The organism is Pectobacterium araliae (assembly GCF_037076465.1).
Taxonomy (GTDB): domain Bacteria; phylum Pseudomonadota; class Gammaproteobacteria; order Enterobacterales; family Enterobacteriaceae; genus Pectobacterium; species Pectobacterium araliae.
On the sequence record NZ_AP028908.1, the window covers coordinates 1,542,288 to 1,560,590 of the forward strand.

Here is an 18,303-nt window from a genome sequence, read left to right on the forward strand (position 1 = left end):
TATACTGTTTTTGACGATACTCATTCTATGTGCCACCGATTAGGCTGATGTATTTATGCCTGTTGGTTGTTTAAAACAACGAGGACTGGCACCTCAGGGAAGATAATGCATTCTATTGATGTAATTTTAAGCACCACTTCCCTATCCAACGGGTGATGAATCAGGGAATTCCAGAACGTCCGTTAGATCGCGTGGGATAAAGGGCGCGATACGACGGACGGCACCGTCATGAGCAAAAAAGTAAATACTTTTCCGACAGCGCGTGCGGGCGGGAAATATTTGTTAACGTCGCGGAGTGCATTATGGAATTTCTAAAAAATGTCAGCATAAAACTAATGGTGCTGGTCATAGTGGCTTCCCTGCTAGTGGCGTGGGGAGTCGCATCTGGGTTTAGTCTTTACTCGCTTTATCAGGTCACCCACTTGCTTGATAAAAGTGAGACTCAGCGAAAAACCTATTCCCATCTGGTCTATGGCGCCGATCAATATTTTCGTGCCGTAACACGTATGGAAAGGACGATGGATTATTTGCAGCGTAACGAGCCAGAAAACGCCAAACAGACGTTGGAAATGGCACAGGTGGCGCTAAAAAATACCAAGGATTCGCTGGAGAAATTCCAGACAGCGGAACATGTTGGCGTTGAGTCTGGGACGGTTGATGCGGTAAGCAAAACGTGGAATTCTCTGATTACTACCGCGATCGAACCGATGAATGCGGCACTGCAACGTAATGATTATGAAGGATTCCGACAGATATTTCGCGCCATTTATCCTTCCGTTAGCCTAACGTTTGGTGAAGATATTAAACGCTATTCTGACGGCATTACCGCCTCTTCGTTGATTCCAAGCGTGAATGAACACAATACTCAAAACCGCAATGCGCTTATTGCCGTGATGGTTATTGGCCTCATGGTGTTGATTTTCACCGAATATTACTTGAGGAACTACCTGGTTATCCCGATTTCAGTGCTTAAATCCCATTTGGCACAGCTCACGGCGGGTCGGTTGGGATGTGAACTGGTTGAATTCGGTCGAAACTGTGCGGGACGGTTGATCCCCGATATCAAGAAATTGCAGAAAAGTTTGCGTGAGACGGTAACGGTTATCCGGCAGAGCACATCAGAAATCAATAGTGGGACGTCCAATATTAAGGATGGCAATGATAATCTCTCTAGCCGCACAGAAGAGCAGGCGGCGGCATTACAGCAGACGGCTGCCAGCATGGAAGAGATTAGCTCAACGATACGGCAAACGACCGACCATGTGCATCAGGCGCGTAAGCTGGCGCAGGATGCGGCTGACATGGCGCAGAAAGGCGGAAATATCAGTACCAACGTGATGGCGACGATGGAGGGTATTAGCGCCAGTTCGCGGCAAATTTCCGATATTACTTCGGTAATTAACAGCATTGCGTTCCAGACCAACATCCTGGCGCTGAATGCAGCAGTTGAAGCGGCGCGAGCGGGGGAGCAAGGGCGAGGGTTTGCCGTCGTAGCGGGAGAAGTGCGTACGCTGGCGCAGCGCAGTGCGCAGGCAGCAAAAGAGATTGAGGCACTGATTGCGGAATCTGTCTCGCGGGTTAAAACCGGTGCTGGACAAGTGAGGCAATCTGGTGAGGCGATGACGGGCATTATCGCTTCCATCGCGCATGTGAACGATCTGATTGGTGAAATTGCGGCGGCAACGGATGAACAAACACGCGGTATTACGCAAATTAGCCAGGCGGTGCACGAAATGGATAGCGTCACACAGCAGAATGCGTTGTTGGTGACGCAATCGGCGGAGGCCGCTGCCCGGTTGGATGAACAAACCAGCGAGTTGTCGGCTGTTGTGGATGTGTTCAGCCTGGATTCGGATAGCGATCTACAGCCTGCCTTTTCGCGCTCGGCGTTGTCCGCCTCTGCTCATCGGGCTATCGGGCAGAGCGCTACACCGCTACTGTCGGGACATGGCCGCCACAATGAGGGATGGGAAAAATTCTGATCCGCAGTGAGGTTAACGTGTGGCAATGGTGGAACGCCAGTATGCAGTCAGTTTGAGATAGCCAGTGAGGCAGTGATGAACCGGCGGAAAGGAGTCTGCCCGGTTCCTTTGCTTTCCATCTAAAGGCTATTTGGGTTCTCGCCGAGAAACGTGAGTGAAAAGTGTAATGTCTTGGATTACAGCGGAAAAATGGAATTTTTCTGTAAATCTGACCGTGGTAACGTAAAGAAATATCATATTAATACTGCCGTCTCTAGGTTTTTAGTTAATGGGAAAAATAAATGGCATGGTTTTTGCTTTATTTTTGTTGTTGATTTAAGTATCAATTTTGCCGTTTTCGCAATCAAAAAACTGTATTTACCCTATGGATTAGAAAAATAGAGATTTTCGGGGTTAAAAATAAGAATCGTAACCTTTTGTTACATATTAAATCTCTCGTTGCTCATGTTTTCGTGACGTAAATCAAGACAGATAGCGACTTCAAAGTGATAATAAGAATAAATATCATTTGTGATTCATCACTCTCTTATGTCTATCTGGCAAAAAACGCTTCTGTTGTTGTGTTGGCTGTTGAGTTGTTCAGTGGCAGTTGCCGCGACCGATTACGCCTCATTTATTCACGATATCGAAACCAGGCTGGATAAAACGGCTCAGTTCTATGAGCAGCAAAAGCCGGATGACGCCCGCACTGAAGTTCAGATGGCCTATTTTGAGGTGTTTGAAAACCTCGAAGGCCCTATCCGCATCAATATTTCCGCGCAAAAAAGCTATCAGTTAGAGGCTACGTTCGGTGAAATTCGCCGCATGATTGGCGAAGGAAAACCGCAGGCCGAGGTGCAGGCAAAAATTTCCTGGCTGAAAGGTGAACTGGATGCCGTTTTGCCGGTGTTATCTGAAGGGCACAAGCTGGTCGCGCAGGAGCAGCACGGTGCCTATGACAATGCCGAGATTGCGCTGTACTGGCAGCAGAGTTTTAAAATCATCGATGACCAACTCGCGCAGGCCGTAACGGAATATCAGGCTGGCGATTACAACAAGGCGAGTCAGAGCATACAGCTGGCTCATTATCAGGGTTTTAAAAACTCTGAGATGGAGATGTCGGTCAGACAGAATCGTTCGGCACAGCAGGCCGCTTCGATTAATCAACAATTCTCCGCACTGATTACCTTAGCCAGCCAGCCCGATCAACTGACAGATGTTGCTTATCGGGTCACTACGCTGTTGCAGGACATCGAGGATGCCTTGCCGGGATTACCGACAACGCGCGATAGCCAGCAGACGACAGCAACGCCCGCCGCGAACGCCGATAGCGGTACCGTGCCGGATGCGAACTGGGCGAAAGTCTCCGACGATATCAATCAGGCTATTGCTGCCGCAATTGCACAATATCGTGAGGGGCAGGTTAAACCCGCCATCATGGCGGTGCAGGACACCTATTTCGATCTGTTTGAAGCCACTGGCATGGAGAACAAAGTGGGTTCTCGTGATGCGGCGTTCAAATCGACGCTGGAAGGGTATTTCACCCGTCTGGTGAGCATGATGAATGCCAAACAGCCTGTGGAACAACTGCAAGGGCAGGCCGATGCGTTGCAGCAGGAACTGACGAAAGCGGTCACCATGTTGGGGGACGGCGGCGAAACGCACTGGAGCCTGTTGATATACAGCCTGCTGATTATTGTGCGTGAAGGGCTGGAAGCCTTGCTAATTGTGGCAGCGATTGTGGCCTATCTGGTGAAAAACAATCAGCAGGACAAACTGCCGCTGATTCGCCAGTCGGTTTACGTTGCGCTGTTGTGTAGCGTGATTACCGCCGTCATTTTCCAACTCGTATTCACCAATTCCGGTGCCAGCCGTGAGCTGCTGGAAGGCATTACGATGCTGATCGCCGTGGTGATGTTGTTCTTCATGAGCTACTGGCTGTTGTCCAAAGTAGAAGCACGGCACTGGAAGGCTTATCTGGAAGGTAAGTTGTCCCATTCGCTGAGCAGCGGTTCCATGGTCGGGCTGTGGCTCACCAGCTTTCTGGCCGTGTACCGTGAAGGTGCGGAGACCGTGTTGTTCTACTACGCGCTGGTGGGGGATGCCAACAATATGGCGGGGCACCTCTCCATTCTGGCTGGGTTTGCCATCGGCTGTGTGATCCTGCTGATCGCTTACTTCGTCATGCGTTACACCATCGTCAAATTACCGCTTAAGCCGTTCTTCATGTTTACCGGCTGCTTTATGTACCTGATGGCGTTCGTGTTTGCGGGTAAAGGCGTGTTGGAACTGATCGAAGGCAAACTGTTTGAACCGACGTTGCTGACTGGCGTGCCGGAGATTAGCTGGCTGGGTATTTATCCTTATGTGGAAACGCTGATTCCACAGGGTGTGCTGGTGCTCGCGGCGTTAGTTGCCCTGTGGGTGATGCGGCGCAGAGCGTCTGCCGTCTGATAAAGAGAGTATCCGACGGTAATGTAATACTGAAAGCAATAAGAGCAGAAAATAACCATAACAATCCCAATCGCTTAGCAAATTAAGCGAAGAGGGACGACTGAGACGATGAGGATGGGTTTGATGAATATGCAAAAAAGTCTGATTGCGGGTGCCGTTATTGCCGGTATTTTCACGGCACCTGCCGCACTGGCGTTTAAAGAATATCCAGCGGGTGAGCCGGTTTCTCTGAACGAAATGGAAATTGCTGCCGTTTATCTGCAACCTATTGATATGGAACCGCGTGGGATGGGGCTGCCAGCCGCGAAAGCGGACATCCATTTGGAAGCGGATATTCACGCTGCTGAAGGTAACAAGAATGGTTTTGGTGCGGGTGAATGGATGCCGTTCCTGACCATCGCGTACACCCTGACTAACACCGATACCGGTGCGAAACAGGAAGGAACCTTTATGCCGATGGTTGCCAGCGATGGTCCACACTACGGTGCGAACATCAAAATGATGGGCGTGGGTAACTACAAAGTGACTTACCACATCGATCCACCATCAAAAGCCGGTATGCATCGTCATACCGATGGTGAAACAGGCGTTGGCCGCTGGTGGAAACCGTTTGATGTCAGCTTTGACTTCAAATACGTCGGCTTAGAATAAGGTCTTCTGTCCGCGATGTGCTGTCGCGGCCGGGTTCACGTCGCTGTGGGTTTGTTATTGCCACCCACAGCGACGGTGATTTTTCGGTCAGCGTGCTGATGTCACTACACATCATGCCCAACTGACACACCTGCAAAACGCAGTCAACGCACATGTAACGTGAAGTGTGACGAGCCTATGAGTTATTTCTTTATCACGACACTCCAATCCTTCCTGCCGATTGCACTATTACTGGGGCTAAGTTGGAGTCATCGTTCTACGCCGACAGTCAAATCGCTGGGTTGGATCACGCTGCTGGCGCTGTGTGCCGGTACGTTTATTGGCGTTCACTTTCCTAACGGGCAAGCGTTTCTGCTTGGGTTTACGGCGCTTCAGGCGCTTGCCTTGATCCTGTTTCTTGCCTGCCAGTGTTTTTCCCATCGGCGTCTCGGCTATTTGTGGCAGGCGCTGCTCGTGGCCGGTGCGGCGGTGCAGTGGGGCAGCGATCCCAATCTGACCGCGCTGACTTCCATCCATGTGGTGAATACCGATCTGCTGCTGAATTTCAGCGCCGTGGTGCTGGCATTTGGCTGGCTGGTATTTTGCGCCACGCTATGCGGCATGATTGTGCGCCGCATTCGTTTACTGCGTTGGCCGCTGCTGGCGTTGTTGGTCGCACTTCTGCTGTTGCCGATAAGCGGTAACCTGTTGCTGTTGCTGATGAAATTACAAGCGATCGGGTTAACCAAACCGCGCCTTAGCTATGTGGCACACGTCACCAACAGCGGGTATTTATTAAACTATCTCAGTGCGCTATTCATGGCTGTTTTGGTTGTGGGGCTGGTTTGGCCGCTGCTGTATGCTCGTCGTCAGGTGCTGGTTACGCATGAGGCGATTGAAAAGCGTAAAGTGACGGCAGGCTACCGCACCGTGCGTCGTACGCTGCTGGCGACGATCACGGCGCTGCTGGTTGTCGTCTTCGCTCAGCTCTATTGGGATAAAGTCGCGTCGCAGCCGCCTCGTCTGTCGGAAGCGCAGCCGGTGACGCTGGCGGCCGATGGCAAGGTGCATATTCCGATTGAACAGGTACGTGATGGCAAACTGCATCGCTTTGTGTGGATTGCCGATGATGGCAAGGCCGTGCGCTTTTTCATCATTAACCGCTATCCCGATCGTTTGCGTCTGGGCGTGGTGTTTGATGCCTGCCTGCTGTGTGGCGATCAGGGCTACGTGATGGAAGGCAATCAGGTGATTTGTGTCGCCTGCGGTGTGCATATTTTCATTCCTTCCATCGGGAAAGCGGGTGGTTGCAATCCGGTGCCGATTGAGGGATGGAGCAATGACGATAATGAACTGGTGATTGGACGCGCTTCACTGGCGGCAGGCACTAACTACTTCTCGACGGTGGTGTCGATGGACGTTATCGATCCGGTTGATGGTTCCAAACTGACCAACGTGAACGCGGAGCATAAATATCGCTACGGCGGTAAAACCTACTTCTTCTCGTCGGAAGCGAACTATAACCGCTTCCGTGAAAGTCCCGCGAAGTTTGCTACGGCCAAAGCAGCGGCTGGCGAACCGGCGGAGGAGGAATAATCATGCTGTGGCGACTGTTACGCCAGTCCTGGCGCAGAAATATTCGGCGTAAATCTCTGGCGGTGTTGACCGTGTTTTTGGCGGCAGGGTTGATCTCCGCGCTGCTGGCGGTGTCCATCGATATTGGTGACAAGATGGCGCGTGAGCTGAAGTCCTACGGCGCGAATATTTTGATTGAGCCCGCAGGTCAGGCGGCACTGCCCGCGTTGTTTGGCGAGCGCAGTAATCCGCTAGAAGGACAGGATTTTCTTGATGAAGCTGAGCTGCCGAACATCAAAGACATCTTCTGGCGTAATAACATTGTTGGTTTTGCGCCGCTATTGAGTGGCGATGTCGAGATCAATGGTCAGCCCGTTGCCGTATTGGGCACCTTCTTTTCCCAGCCTGTCGCCGTGCCGGATGAGGAAGACTATCGCACGGGACAAATGGCCGTTAGCCCTTACTGGCAGGTGGTAGGGCAGTGGCCGCAGGAACCGGTGACGACGGAAAACGTGGCACAAGCGCTGGTGGGAAAACAGCTGGCGATGCAAATGGGCTGGAAAGTGGGGGATAAACTTGTGCTGCGCGGCGCAAAAGGAAACGCGACGGTAGACATTAGCGGCATTCTGAGCAGCGGCGGTGATGAAGAAGGCCGATTGGTGATGCCGCTGGCAACGGTGCAATCGCTGCTGGGGCTGACGGGTAAAATACAGGCCATTCGCGTGTCGGCGCTCACGGTGCCGGAAAATGAACTGTCGCGGCGAGCGCGTGAAAATCTGGAAGCGCTGAATGCCGAAGAATATGATCTGTGGTACTGCACGGCGTATGTCTCTTCGATTGCACACCAGTTGGAAGAAGCCATTTCCGGTTCGGTCGTGCGCCCTATCTGGCAGGTCGCAGCTTCGGAAGGCGTGGTGATCGACAAAATTCAGCTGCTATTGGCCGTGGTGACCTTCGCGGCGTTGGTGGCTTCTGCGATGGGGATCGCCTCGCTGATGACCAGCACCATCATGGAGCGCGCTAAAGAAATCGGGCTGATGAAAGCACTGGGTGCGCGTCAGTGGCAGATCATGCTGCTGTTTTATCTCGAAGCGGCGCTGAGCGGGCTGGCGGGCGGTATCGCGGGCTGTGTCGCCGGTTGGGGGCTGGCAAAAGCGATTGGCCTGATGCTGTTTGGCGTACCGTTGAGTTTTGCGTGGATCGTCATCCCTTGCGTATTGGTGATCTCGATGCTGATCGCCATTATCGGAACGTGGTTCCCGGCGCGCCGGATTGCCAAATTGTATCCGGTGGAGGTGCTGTATGGGCGCTAATGGCTGGATGAACAGTATGTTCTGGCGTCTGGTGTTCCGTGCGCTACGACTGCGGATGCAGCGCGTTAGCGTGGTGTTCGCGGCACTGATGGTCGGGGCGGCGATTGTGACAGCCATGTCTGCCGTCTATTTCGATATCAACGCCAAAATGAGTCAGGAATTGCGCACCTTTGGCGCAAATTTTTACATTGGTCCGGCGCGGGGAAATTCACTTCCACAAAGCACATTTCAGCCAATTATCGATAACGCACCGGCTGGCTTGATCAATGCATCCAGCCCTTATTTGTATGGCATGGCGCGTACGGAGCTGGAAAAAGTGGTGCTGATGGGCGTGTGGTTCGAATCACTGCGGCAGTTGGCTCCGTATTGGCAGGTCACGGGTAACTGGATTGGCGTGAGCTTTGACGATCGTAATGCCATGATCGGGGTGAAGCTGGCGGAGCGGTTGAACGTCAAAGTTGGCGACAGCATCACGCTGGTGGGCGACGGCGGGAAGCAGCGGTTGCAGATTAAAGGCATCGTGGAATCTGGCGATGCAACGGACAACATGCTGATCGTGAATCTGGAACTGGCGCAAAAGTGGCTGGATAAAGAAGGCGCAATCAGCAATGCCCTGCTGAGCGTCAGTAACGATCTGGGGCAGGTCGATCGTTTCGCTGCACAACTTCAGCAACAGTATCCGCAGTTGGAGATCCGCCCGATTCTGAAAGTGTCGGCATCGGAAGGTCAGGTGCTGAATAAAATCAAAGGGCTGATGGGGCTGGTTTCGGCGGTGATCCTCGTCTTGTCTTCACTGTGTGTGAACACCACGCTGATGGCGATTGTCGGCGAACGCGCCCGCGAGTTTGCGTTACAGAAGGCGCTGGGCGCGAGTGGACGAGACATCATCCGGCAGATGCTGGCAGAAACCGGCATTATCGCGTTGGCGGCCGTGGTGTGTGGTTCGCTGGTAGGTTATTTGCTGGCTCAGGTGCTAGGCATGGCGGTATTCAACGCGACCATTTCGCTGCGCTTGCCAGTGTTTCCGCTCACGCTGGGGCTGTCTTTGCTGGTTGCGGCGGTTGCCGCTGTGGTTCCCACTCGGCGGGCGATTTATGTTGAACCGGCCAAGGTTTTGAAAGGAGAGTAGCTCGATGTCTGTAGAAGTAAACGTGCAGGAAAGGATGCAGGCAGCGGAGGCGGTGATTGAAACTCGCCAGCTCTATAAACGCTTTGGTCAGGTGACCGCACTGGAAGATATCAATATCCGCATCGCACGCGGCGAATTTGTTGCGATCATGGGCGCATCTGGGTCGGGTAAAACCACGTTGATGAACATTCTTACCTGTCTGGATACGGTAAGCGAGGGGCAGGTGCTGTTGGACGGCGTCGATGCCGCTGGGCTGGACGAGGAAGGGCGACGCCAGTTCCGTGCCGATAAGATTGGTCTGGTGTTTCAACAGTTCCACCTGATTCCATTTTTGACCGCGCTGGAGAATGTGATGCTGGCGCAGCATTACCACAGCGTGGTGGATGAAGCCGCAGCGCAGCGCGTACTTGAACAGGTTGGGTTGGCGCATCGCGTGGATCACTTACCGAGCCAGCTTTCCGGCGGGGAGCAACAGCGTGTCTGTATCGCCCGCGCGCTGGTGAATGAACCTCCGGTGATTTTTGCCGATGAACCGACGGGAAATCTGGACGAAGAGAACGAACGACGGGTGCTGGATCTGCTGAAAGATTTGCATCAGCAGGGGCGCACCATTGTGATGGTGACGCACAATCCTGAGCTGGGGCGGTTTGCCGATCGTATTATCCGCCTGCAACACGGCAAGTATTTCGGTGAAGAGGTGAATCATCATGAAATGGCGTAATGGGATTACTGCACTTTGCCTGCTGGGCGCACTGGCGCTGAGCGGCTGTAAGGAAGAACAGGTTAGCGTCGGGGCGCAGGCTCCGGCGCTGGCGGCCTACGATCTGGCGGGGCAGCAGGTCGATCTGTCGCGCTGGCAGGGGAAAAGCGTCTATCTGAATTTCTGGTCGTCGGGCTGTGGCGGCTGCATGATTGAAATGGGGGCGCTGGAGAAGCTGAACAAGGAATACGGTGATAAAGTGGTCGTTGTGGCGGTGAACACCGATCCTGACGGCGTGGATATCACCTCGATGCTGGCGCACCATAACGTGACGTATCCGGTGGTGCGCGATCAGTTGGGTATAACCAAAGAACGCTATCAGGTCAGCGGCACGCCAACCTCATTTATTATTGATGCGAACGGCAAGGTAACCGATCAGCATCAGGGCGCAAGGGATGAAGCGCAACTGACAGCACTGTTTCAGAAGCTGGCAAGCCGGACATAACAACCGACTTGCCTTATTTCCTCACTGGCCTTCACTCTGCCCGTGAAACCGGCACCTGCACTTCTACCACGACAGGTTCCGGTTTCACCCGCATGGCATAAATTACGCCAACAATCAGGCAGGTGATGCCACAGAACGTCAACAACGGCGGCCAGGATTGCCGGATGATGAAGGCATAGGTCAGTCCAGCCAGTGTTTCAAACACAATCAATGGTCCTACCAGCACCGTCGGCAGACGCTGGCTGGCTTCGTTCCAGAACAGCGTGCCGATCCACGAACAAAACAACCCAATCGCCAGCATCAGCGGGATGAAAACTTCAGGCCGTGGGCCGAACGGCTGCGTAAACGTGCTATCCGTTAGCGCCAGATGGCCGCACACCAATATATAACCCAACAGCGCCAGCGGTAGCGTGACCAGACCTTGCGCCGTGGCCCAGGTCGTCGGTGTATTGCCTTTGTGGTCGCGCAGCCAGCGGGCGTTACGCAGCGGATACCAGGTCCAGCAAATGACTGCGCAAAATGCCATCGCAATACCGCTGGCGTAACGCCATAAATCGAATTCAACGGTGGTTCCTTTCAGTTCGGCAATATTGACGCAGACCAATCCGGCGGCAATCAGCAGCAGCGAGGGCAACAGCCGACGCCAGGCCACGCGGCCATCACGCTTGCTGTACAGCACATTCGCGGTGACGGAAATCACCACGGGTAGCGTGCCAATAATCATTGTCGAGATCGGTGCGCCCGTGCGCTGAATCGCGCTGGCGAGCAGAAAGTAGTACAGCAGATTGCCGATAATCGTAAGCTTCGTGGCTTCCAGCCAGTCGCTGCGGGTTAACTGGCGCAGACGACGGCGATCGAGCCACGCCAGCGGTAAGGCGATCAGCCCAAAAGCCAGATAGCGCCCGGTGGACTGCAAAGCGGCAGAGTAGTCCGGTACGATCAAGGGGCCGACGAAAATCAGTCCCCACATCAGCCCGGCGGCAAGCGCAAATAAAACACCAATCAGCATGATAAACCCGTTTGTTCACAATATTTCATCGCGCCAGTCTAGGGAGAGTCGGCAACGAATTATTGTAGGATATTGCTGTTTATTATCAGAAGGGGACTAGCGCTGAATTGGATAAACCTGCTTTTGATAGCGAATCGGTGTGACGCCGTAGCGCTGGGCAAACGTGCGGGTCAGATGTGCCTGATCGGTCAACCCGACGGCGACGGCGACATGGGCGGCCGCCATACCCTGTGCCAGGCGTTGCTTGGCTTCATACAATCGAATCGCCATCAGCATCTGGTGTGGCGTCACATGAAACTGGGCTTTGAACTGGCGTAGGAAATGATACGGACTGAGGGAAACCAGCGCTGCCAGCTCTTTTAAGGTGATCGTGTGGGCGAAATTCTCCCGCAGATAGGCTTTCACCACATCAAAGCGATGGAGCGGTTCAACAATTTGACGCTGTGCAATACGCGCATGGGGGCGGAAAAGCGCAATCAGCGACAGCAGCAAACTCTCACTCGCCAAGGGATCGGTCGTCTGCCACATGGCGGCTAGCGTCATAGCCAGTTGGCGTGCGGTCGCAGGATCGTGGCGCACGACGTCGGTAAACCACCAGCCTTTCTCGCCGGAGACGTTTTCCAGCACATCGGGCGGAATGTAGATCATACGATAGCGCCAGCCGTCTTCCGTGGCGGACTCCCCCGTGTGTAATTCATCAGGGTTCATCAACACTAACGAATCGGCAGGCGCAATGTGCCTGGCACCACGATAACGGAATTGCTCTGCACCAGCGTCAATGGTGCCGATGCCAAACGCTTCGTGCGTGTGTGGTTCAAAGGCATAGCGGCAGACATGCGCATGGTAAAGCTCGATGCTGGGCAGCGTCGGCAAGCGCCGAAACTGGGCATAGTCTCTTTCATCGGTAAAGTGTTCCGGTACGCCCTGCATGCTGCCACCTTGTCGCTGATTCTGACCGTCATCATAGCAGCGATAGCACGCCAGCTTGAAGGAGAACGCTCTATTAGGATGCGAGGAAAGACTGAAAACGGGAATAAAGCGCCGAGGTAAATAGATCATAAAGGCATAAATCATAGCGAAATGGTTGATTGGTGCGGTGTGTAACATAAATGGGTTTTTATTTAAATATTTGATTTTGCTGTTTATATATATTCCTTGTTAGGTAATCTCTCTTGGTAGACATACCGTTAGTATAAAAAAATATAATCAACTCCATTTGCTTATTTGTTCTGTCTCTCATTCCTTGGATCAATGTTGTTATCTGTAATAAAAAGAGCAAAGGAGTGAAAGGTGAACTTTCAGCAACTGAAAATTATTCGTGAATCAGCACGGTGCAACTACAACCTGACCGAGGTAGCGAATACGCTGTTTACCTCTCAATCCGGCGTGAGTCGTCACATCCGCGAGCTGGAAGAAGAGCTGGGGATTGAAATCTTTATCCGTCGGGGTAAGCGCCTGTTAGGCATGACCGAGCCGGGAAAAGAGCTACTGGTGGTGGCAGAGCGCATTCTGAATGACGCCAGCAACATTCGTCGGTTAGCGAATGTTTTCACCAATAACGATACTGGGCAACTGGTGATCGCGACCACGCATACGCAGGCGCGTTACAGCCTGCCGCCGGTGATTAAAGCTTTCCGTTCTTTGTATCCACAGGTGCGTCTGGTATTGAATCAGGGCACGCCGGATGAAATTGTGGCGATGCTTCATTCCGGCGAAGCCGATATCGGCATTGCCAGCGAACAATTGATTAACGATCCCTCACTGGCGGCGTTCTCCTATTACCGCTGGCACCATTCGGTGATTGTACCGGAGCATCATCCGCTGACGCAGGTGCCGGTGATTACGCTGGAGATGTTGAATGCGGAGCCGCTGATTACCTATCGTCAGGGGATTACCGGTCGTTCGCGTTTGGATCGTGCGTTTCAGGCAGTCGGCATGTCACCGGATATTACGCTGAGCGCGCAGGATTCGGATGTGATTAAAACCTATGTTGAACTGGGGCTTGGCGTCGGGATTGTGGCTGATATGTCATACGATCCCGTGCGTGACAATGGTCTGGTACGGTTGAATGCCGAGCATCTGTTTGAGGCCAATACGGTCTGGTTGGGGCTAAAAAAGGGTCAGTTACAGCGTAACTACGCCTGGAAATTTATTCAGCTGTGTAATACAGAGCTCTCGCTGGATGATATTAAAGACAAGGTATTCTCGGATAACGATGAAGCGGTGATTGACTACCAAATCTGAGCCGCGACACACTTTCCTAACCTGATGCCCAGCCAGCATTTTTTCTAGCTGGGCGGATGTCTTCCTTTCTGTATCGTTGCGATTTTTTGCCACGTGACGCCAGCCGTTTTCTGTTCTTGATTCAGCATAAATATGATTTATCGTGCCGATAATCTGCTTGATCTAATCGTGGTGGAATAGTAGCATTCCTGCCATAACAATAACTTATGTGATTGTTTTTGTTAAGCGATACAAATAGTTGCGCGTTTTTATTGAATAATTATGTTAACGGATTTTGTGTCGCAGTAGAAAAATAACGATAGCAACCAGTCAAATATTCTTACTAGTCAATCACCTCCACGTTGATTTTTTCGGTTCGTATTGCGCCGGAGTCGCGCTAGCGCCATGTTTGTGATGGCGGGGAGTTTAAAACGGAAAATGACGATGAAAACACAAAAAATCAGCCTTGCCTGGCAAATCCTTATTGCGTTGGTTCTTGGTATAGCACTCGGTGCCGTGCTGCATGAACAGCAGGAAAGTCGCCAGTGGCTCATCAGCAATATTCTCAGCCCTGCGGGCGACATCTTTATCCGCCTGATTAAAATGATTGTTGTCCCCATTGTTATTGCCACCCTGATTGTCGGGATTGCGGGTGTAGGAGATGCCAAAAAGCTCGGACGTATTGGCTTCAAAACTATCCTCTATTTTGAAATCATCACGACAGTGGCGATTATCCTGGGCATCACGCTAGCCAACCTCTTCCAACCGGGTCATGGCATTGACATGTCGACGCTGACAGCCGTTGATATCTCGCAGTATCAAAAGACAACGGAGCAGGTGCAGAGTGGGTCACATAGTCTGGTTGGCACGATACTGTCGCTGATTCCGCCGAATATTTTCGCGGCAATGGCGCGTGGTGACATGTTGCCGATCATCTTCTTCTCGGTGCTGTTTGGTTTGGGTTTGTCTTCGTTGCCTAAAGAACATCGTGACCCGCTGCTGAACGTCTTTCGTGGCGTGTCGGAAACCATGTTTAAAGTGACACACATGATCATGCGTTATGCCCCGATTGGGGTGTTTGCGCTGATTTCCGTTACGGTTGCCAACTTCGGTTTCGCTTCGCTGTGGCCATTGGCTAAGTTGGTGATGCTGGTTTACGCGGCGATTTTCTTCTTCGGGTTGGTCGTGCTCGGTGCGGTGGCGCGGTTGTGCAAGCTGCGTATTACGGTGTTGATTCGTATCCTGAAAGATGAACTGATCCTCGCGTATTCCACCGCCAGCTCAGAAACCGTGCTGCCACGCATCATCGAAAAAATGGAAGCCTATGGTGCGCCGAAATCGATTACCAGCTTCGTCGTTCCGACTGGCTACTCCTTTAATCTCGATGGTTCGACGCTGTACCAGAGTATTGCGGCCATCTTTATCGCGCAGCTATACGGCATCGACCTGTCGATTGGGCAGGAGATCGTACTGGTGTTGACGCTGATGCTGACGTCCAAAGGCATTGCGGGCGTACCGGGTGTGTCGTTTGTCGTGCTGCTCGCCACGTTGGGCAGCGTTGGTATTCCGCTGGAAGGCCTGGCATTTATTGCGGGCGTTGACCGTATCCTCGACATGGCGCGTACGGCACTTAATGTGGTGGGGAATGCGCTGGCGGTGCTGGTGATTGCCAAGTGGGAACACCAGTTCGATGAAAAGAAAGCACAGGCCTATGAGCGTGAGCTAAAAGGGATAAGTACACAGCCTGCTCAGCAGGGATAGTTCTGGCAACAAGAAGCTGGCAAGAAAAAGAGAAACGGGTGCATTGATTATTCGATGCACCCGTTTCCATTTGGAATGAATGGCGATGCTCACTATGCCGCGTGGCTGTTGATCGTATTCTCTTCCAGCGTTTGTGTTCGCCATAGCGCCTGTTCAATACGTTCGGCATCCGTTGCGAAAGGCAGACGGGCGGCAATTTTCGGTGCAATTTTCACGTTCTGCGCAATACTTTCAACTAATTGTTGGCGTTCACTCAGGCCAAGGGCACTCAGCGTCATTGGGCTACCGTAGCGACGTAACTGTGAGAACAGCTCTTCGCGGTCGGTGTCGTTATCGTGCTCCAGAAACGCCTGTGCGGCCAAACCAAAACCCACTTTCTCGCCATGCAGCCAGTCATGCAGTTCCGGCAGACGTGTCATACTGTTGTGAATGGCATGGGCGACGCCGATACGCGGCACCTCATCTTTCATGCTGTTTGCCACGCCAGCCAGTGCGATAACGGCGTCGATTACGCGGCGTAGGGCTGGCGTGATCAAACCTTGCTCATTATCCGCAAGGGCCTGCTCGCCGTATGCATTAAATGTGTCCACGGCCAGCCGTGCCGCCTGCGCTTTAAGCGCCAACGCCAGCCCATCATCGCCGTGACGCAAATAAGGCTGAAATTCGTACCACTTTGCCAGCGCATCCACGATACCGGCTTTGAGATAGCGTGGAGGGCTGTGGGCGATAATCTCGCTGTCTACCAGCACCCATAGGGGTAAGCGCGTCAGTGGAAAGGGGCCGTTGTGTGCGCCACTGTCACTGTAAATCACACTGATCGGCGACCAGGCGGCACAGGTCGCGGCAATCGTCGGTACGGTGATGACAGGGAACTGCCCCAGAATGTCACCGACGGCTTTGGCTGCATCCAGCACGCGCCCGCCGCCAATGCCTAAAATCAGTTCTGCGCCGAATGTTCGTGCCTGTGCGGTCAGCGCTTCTATCGCTGGTTTGGTGCAATCACCCGGCAAAAATTCGACCTGATACCGTAGGCTATGTTCATTGAGACTGCGCTCGACGGCATCGGCTGTCTTTTCCCACGCCTGCGAGCTGGTCACAATCAACAACGTGCTGGCGTGAGGGGCAACATAGTCGCCGACAGAACGAATGACGCCATCACGATTCAGATAGGTTTGTGGCGCTTGTATTGCAATCATGTTTGCGATCTCTCATCTCTGTGGGAAAAGACAAATCAGTTGTAACAGCGATAGGGAGCGTCGCAAAAGAACAATTCTGGCTATGAATGGGCAGATTTTGCATAACCAGAATGACGTTTAGCGCTGCATTCCCCAGCGTTTCACCGTGACCTTTTCGATAGTGGAAAATACCAGTCCTTCAACCAGCAGCCCGATGATGATGACGGAAGCCAGTCCGGCGAAAACGCGATCGGTATAAAGCTCGTTACGGTTCTGGAAGATGTACCAGCCCAAACCGCCATTGCCGCTGGATGCACCGAATACCAGTTCGGCGGCGATCAGCGTGCGCCAGGCGAATGCCCAGCCGATCTTCAGGCCAGAGAGGATCGATGGCAATGCCGCAGGGATCAGAATGGCATTGATGTAGCGAAAGCCGGTCAGGCCGTAGTTGCGGCCTGCCATACGCAGCGTTTCCGAAACGCCAAGAAAACCGGAATAGGTATTCAGCGCCATCGGCCACATTACGGAGTGGACGAGCACGAAAACCAGACTCTTTTCCCCCAGCCCAAACCACAGCAGCGCCAACGGTAGCAACGCAATCGCGGGAAGCGGGTTGAACATGGAAGTCAATGTACCTAAAAGGTCGCGGCCAAAACGGGTGGACACTGCCAACGCGCTGAGCGCTAGCGCGAGCAGGCTGCCGATGATATAGCCTTTCAGCAGCGTGCCGAGTGAAACCACCATCTTATTCGGTAGTTCGCCGCTAGCGAGATCGTCGCGAAATGCCTGAAACGTTTGCAGGAAGCTGGGCAACATCAGATCGTTATTCTGCCAGCGAGCACCTATTTCCCACAGGAATAGCAGCCCAGCCAGCAGCACGAGCTTGCGAACCCAAGTCTGATTCCACAGGCGGGTTACCAGCGGCAGAGGCTGAGTGAGGGTAAAATCTTTCAGCGGCGCCAGTTCACGCTCATACTCAGGCCGCACGGGGGGCTGAATGCTCATAGGGTTCACCTTGCGTGGATGCGGCAGGCGAACGCGTGTCGGCATCGGTTGGAAAAAGAAGATGGTGAATGCGCTGTGCGGTGGTTTGAAAAGCTTCACTGCCCTGATCGTTCAGTGTGAATTGGTGGCAGTTGATTTCCGCCCGCACGCGGCCTGGGTGCGGTGAGAGCAACAAGATGCGACTGCCGACGATCAGCGCTTCCTCAATCGAGTGGGTGACAAACAGCAGCGTGCAGCGCACCTCTTCCCACAGCGCCAGTAGTTCTTCCTGCATTTTGCGGCGGGTCAGTGCATCCAGTGCCGCGAACGGCTCATCCATGAGCAGCACTTTCGGCTGCATTGTTAGCGCCCGCGCGATGGCGACGCGTTGTTTCATCCCGCCGGATAAGGTATGCGGATAGGCATCGGCAAACTTCGCCAGCCCGACCTTATCGAGAAAATAACGGGCGCGCGCTTCCGCTTCGGCCCGTGTTGCCTGGCGGCTGGCAACCAGCGGAAATAATGTATTCTCCAGCACGGTTTTCCACGGCGGCAACTGGTCAAACTCCTGAAAGACCATGATGCGGTCTGGGCCCGGCCGCGTAACACGCTGGCCGTCGAGGCGGATTTCACCGTCTACCGGAGACAAAAAGCCGCCGATGGATTTGAGCAAACTGGATTTACCGCAGCCGGAAGGCCCTAACAGCACAAAGCGCTCGGCGGGAAAGACGTCAAAACTCACATCATGAGTAGCACGTACCAGACTGTGCCGCGTGCGGTATTCCAGCCCGACCCGATCCACTTGCAATAGCGGTTTGCTGGCAGCGTCGTGAGAGTGGTGTGTCATGCTTGTTCTCCTGCGTAGCGACAAGGGTTCTCGTCGA

The 18,303-nt window shown here is 53.2% G+C and carries 15 protein-coding genes; 10 read left to right on the forward strand and 5 right to left on the reverse strand.

Translation table 11 applies throughout. The features are described from left to right. Positions 1-302 precede the first annotated feature (302 nt). The 8 genes from AACH44_RS06925 to AACH44_RS06960 all read left to right on the forward strand — a co-directional run bounded on the left by AACH44_RS06925 (position 303) and on the right by AACH44_RS06960 (position 10,267). Positions 303-1,982, forward strand: a complete 1,680-nt coding sequence (locus tag AACH44_RS06925) for a methyl-accepting chemotaxis protein (protein ID WP_261847843.1) — start codon at positions 303-305, stop codon at positions 1,980-1,982. Positions 1,983-2,510: 528 nt separating this feature from the next. After that, the gene (locus AACH44_RS06930) at positions 2,511-4,415 is read left to right on the forward strand and encodes an FTR1 family iron permease (protein ID WP_261847844.1); all 1,905 of its coding nucleotides are present in this window, start codon (positions 2,511-2,513) and stop codon (positions 4,413-4,415) included. Positions 4,416-4,538: 123 nt separating this feature from the next. Continuing rightward, complete coding sequence (locus AACH44_RS06935; protein ID WP_025918878.1) at positions 4,539-5,066, forward strand: iron transporter; 528 nt, start codon at positions 4,539-4,541, stop codon at positions 5,064-5,066. A 177-nt stretch (positions 5,067-5,243) separates the two neighbouring features. Beyond that, entirely contained in the window at positions 5,244-6,641 is a 1,398-nt protein-coding gene (locus tag AACH44_RS06940) for a Fe-S-containing protein (RefSeq protein WP_261847845.1), read from the forward strand. Positions 6,642-6,643: 2 nt separating this feature from the next. Continuing rightward, complete coding sequence (locus tag AACH44_RS06945; RefSeq protein ID WP_261847846.1) at positions 6,644-7,933, forward strand: ABC transporter permease; 1,290 nt, start codon at positions 6,644-6,646, stop codon at positions 7,931-7,933. After that, complete coding sequence (locus AACH44_RS06950) at positions 7,923-9,062, forward strand: ABC transporter permease (protein WP_338659534.1); 1,140 nt, start codon at positions 7,923-7,925, stop codon at positions 9,060-9,062. The genes AACH44_RS06945 and AACH44_RS06950 overlap by 11 nt, the downstream gene beginning before the upstream one ends. Before the next feature lie 4 nt (positions 9,063-9,066). Continuing rightward, complete coding sequence (locus tag AACH44_RS06955; RefSeq protein ID WP_261847847.1) at positions 9,067-9,783, forward strand: ABC transporter ATP-binding protein; 717 nt, start codon at positions 9,067-9,069, stop codon at positions 9,781-9,783. Continuing rightward, positions 9,770-10,267: a TlpA family protein disulfide reductase gene (locus tag AACH44_RS06960; RefSeq protein WP_261847848.1), complete on the forward strand. Its 498-nt coding sequence runs from the start codon at positions 9,770-9,772 to the stop codon at positions 10,265-10,267. The genes AACH44_RS06955 and AACH44_RS06960 overlap by 14 nt, the downstream gene beginning before the upstream one ends. Positions 10,268-10,298: 31 nt before the next feature. Here the strand turns inward: AACH44_RS06960 and AACH44_RS06965 are convergent, their stop codons facing one another. Together AACH44_RS06965 and AACH44_RS06970 are read right to left on the reverse strand one after the other, a co-directional pair. Continuing rightward, positions 10,299-11,276, reverse strand: coding sequence for a DMT family transporter (locus AACH44_RS06965; protein WP_261847849.1), 978 nt, complete (start codon positions 11,274-11,276; stop codon positions 10,299-10,301). 96 nt (positions 11,277-11,372) lie between these two features. After that, the gene (locus tag AACH44_RS06970) at positions 11,373-12,206 is read right to left on the reverse strand and encodes an AraC family transcriptional regulator (RefSeq protein ID WP_261847938.1); all 834 of its coding nucleotides are present in this window, start codon (positions 12,204-12,206) and stop codon (positions 11,373-11,375) included. A gap of 360 nt (positions 12,207-12,566) precedes the next feature. Here AACH44_RS06970 and cbl point away from each other — a divergent pair, with 360 nt between their 5' ends. Both cbl and gltP read left to right on the forward strand, forming a co-directional pair. Then, positions 12,567-13,520, forward strand: coding sequence for an HTH-type transcriptional regulator Cbl (gene cbl, locus AACH44_RS06975; protein ID WP_261847850.1), 954 nt, complete (start codon positions 12,567-12,569; stop codon positions 13,518-13,520). A 423-nt stretch (positions 13,521-13,943) separates the two neighbouring features. Continuing rightward, on the forward strand, positions 13,944-15,260 hold the full coding sequence (gene gltP, locus AACH44_RS06980; protein WP_261847851.1) for a glutamate/aspartate:proton symporter GltP: 1,317 nt from the start codon (positions 13,944-13,946) through the stop codon (positions 15,258-15,260). A 92-nt stretch (positions 15,261-15,352) separates the two neighbouring features. Here the strand turns inward: gltP and AACH44_RS06985 are convergent, their stop codons facing one another. From AACH44_RS06985 to AACH44_RS06995, 3 genes are all read right to left on the reverse strand, one after another. Next, positions 15,353-16,456, reverse strand: coding sequence for an iron-containing alcohol dehydrogenase family protein (locus AACH44_RS06985; protein ID WP_261847852.1), 1,104 nt, complete (start codon positions 16,454-16,456; stop codon positions 15,353-15,355). Positions 16,457-16,573: 117 nt separating this feature from the next. Then, entirely contained in the window at positions 16,574-17,440 is an 867-nt protein-coding gene (locus AACH44_RS06990; RefSeq protein WP_261847853.1) for an ABC transporter permease, read from the reverse strand. Then, positions 17,412-18,266 carry an ABC transporter ATP-binding protein gene (locus AACH44_RS06995; RefSeq protein WP_261847854.1) on the reverse strand — a complete coding sequence of 285 codons (855 nt, stop codon included), beginning with the start codon at positions 18,264-18,266 and terminating at the stop codon, positions 17,412-17,414. Before AACH44_RS06995 ends, AACH44_RS06990 begins: the two co-directional genes overlap by 29 nt. Positions 18,267-18,303 lie beyond the last annotated feature (37 nt).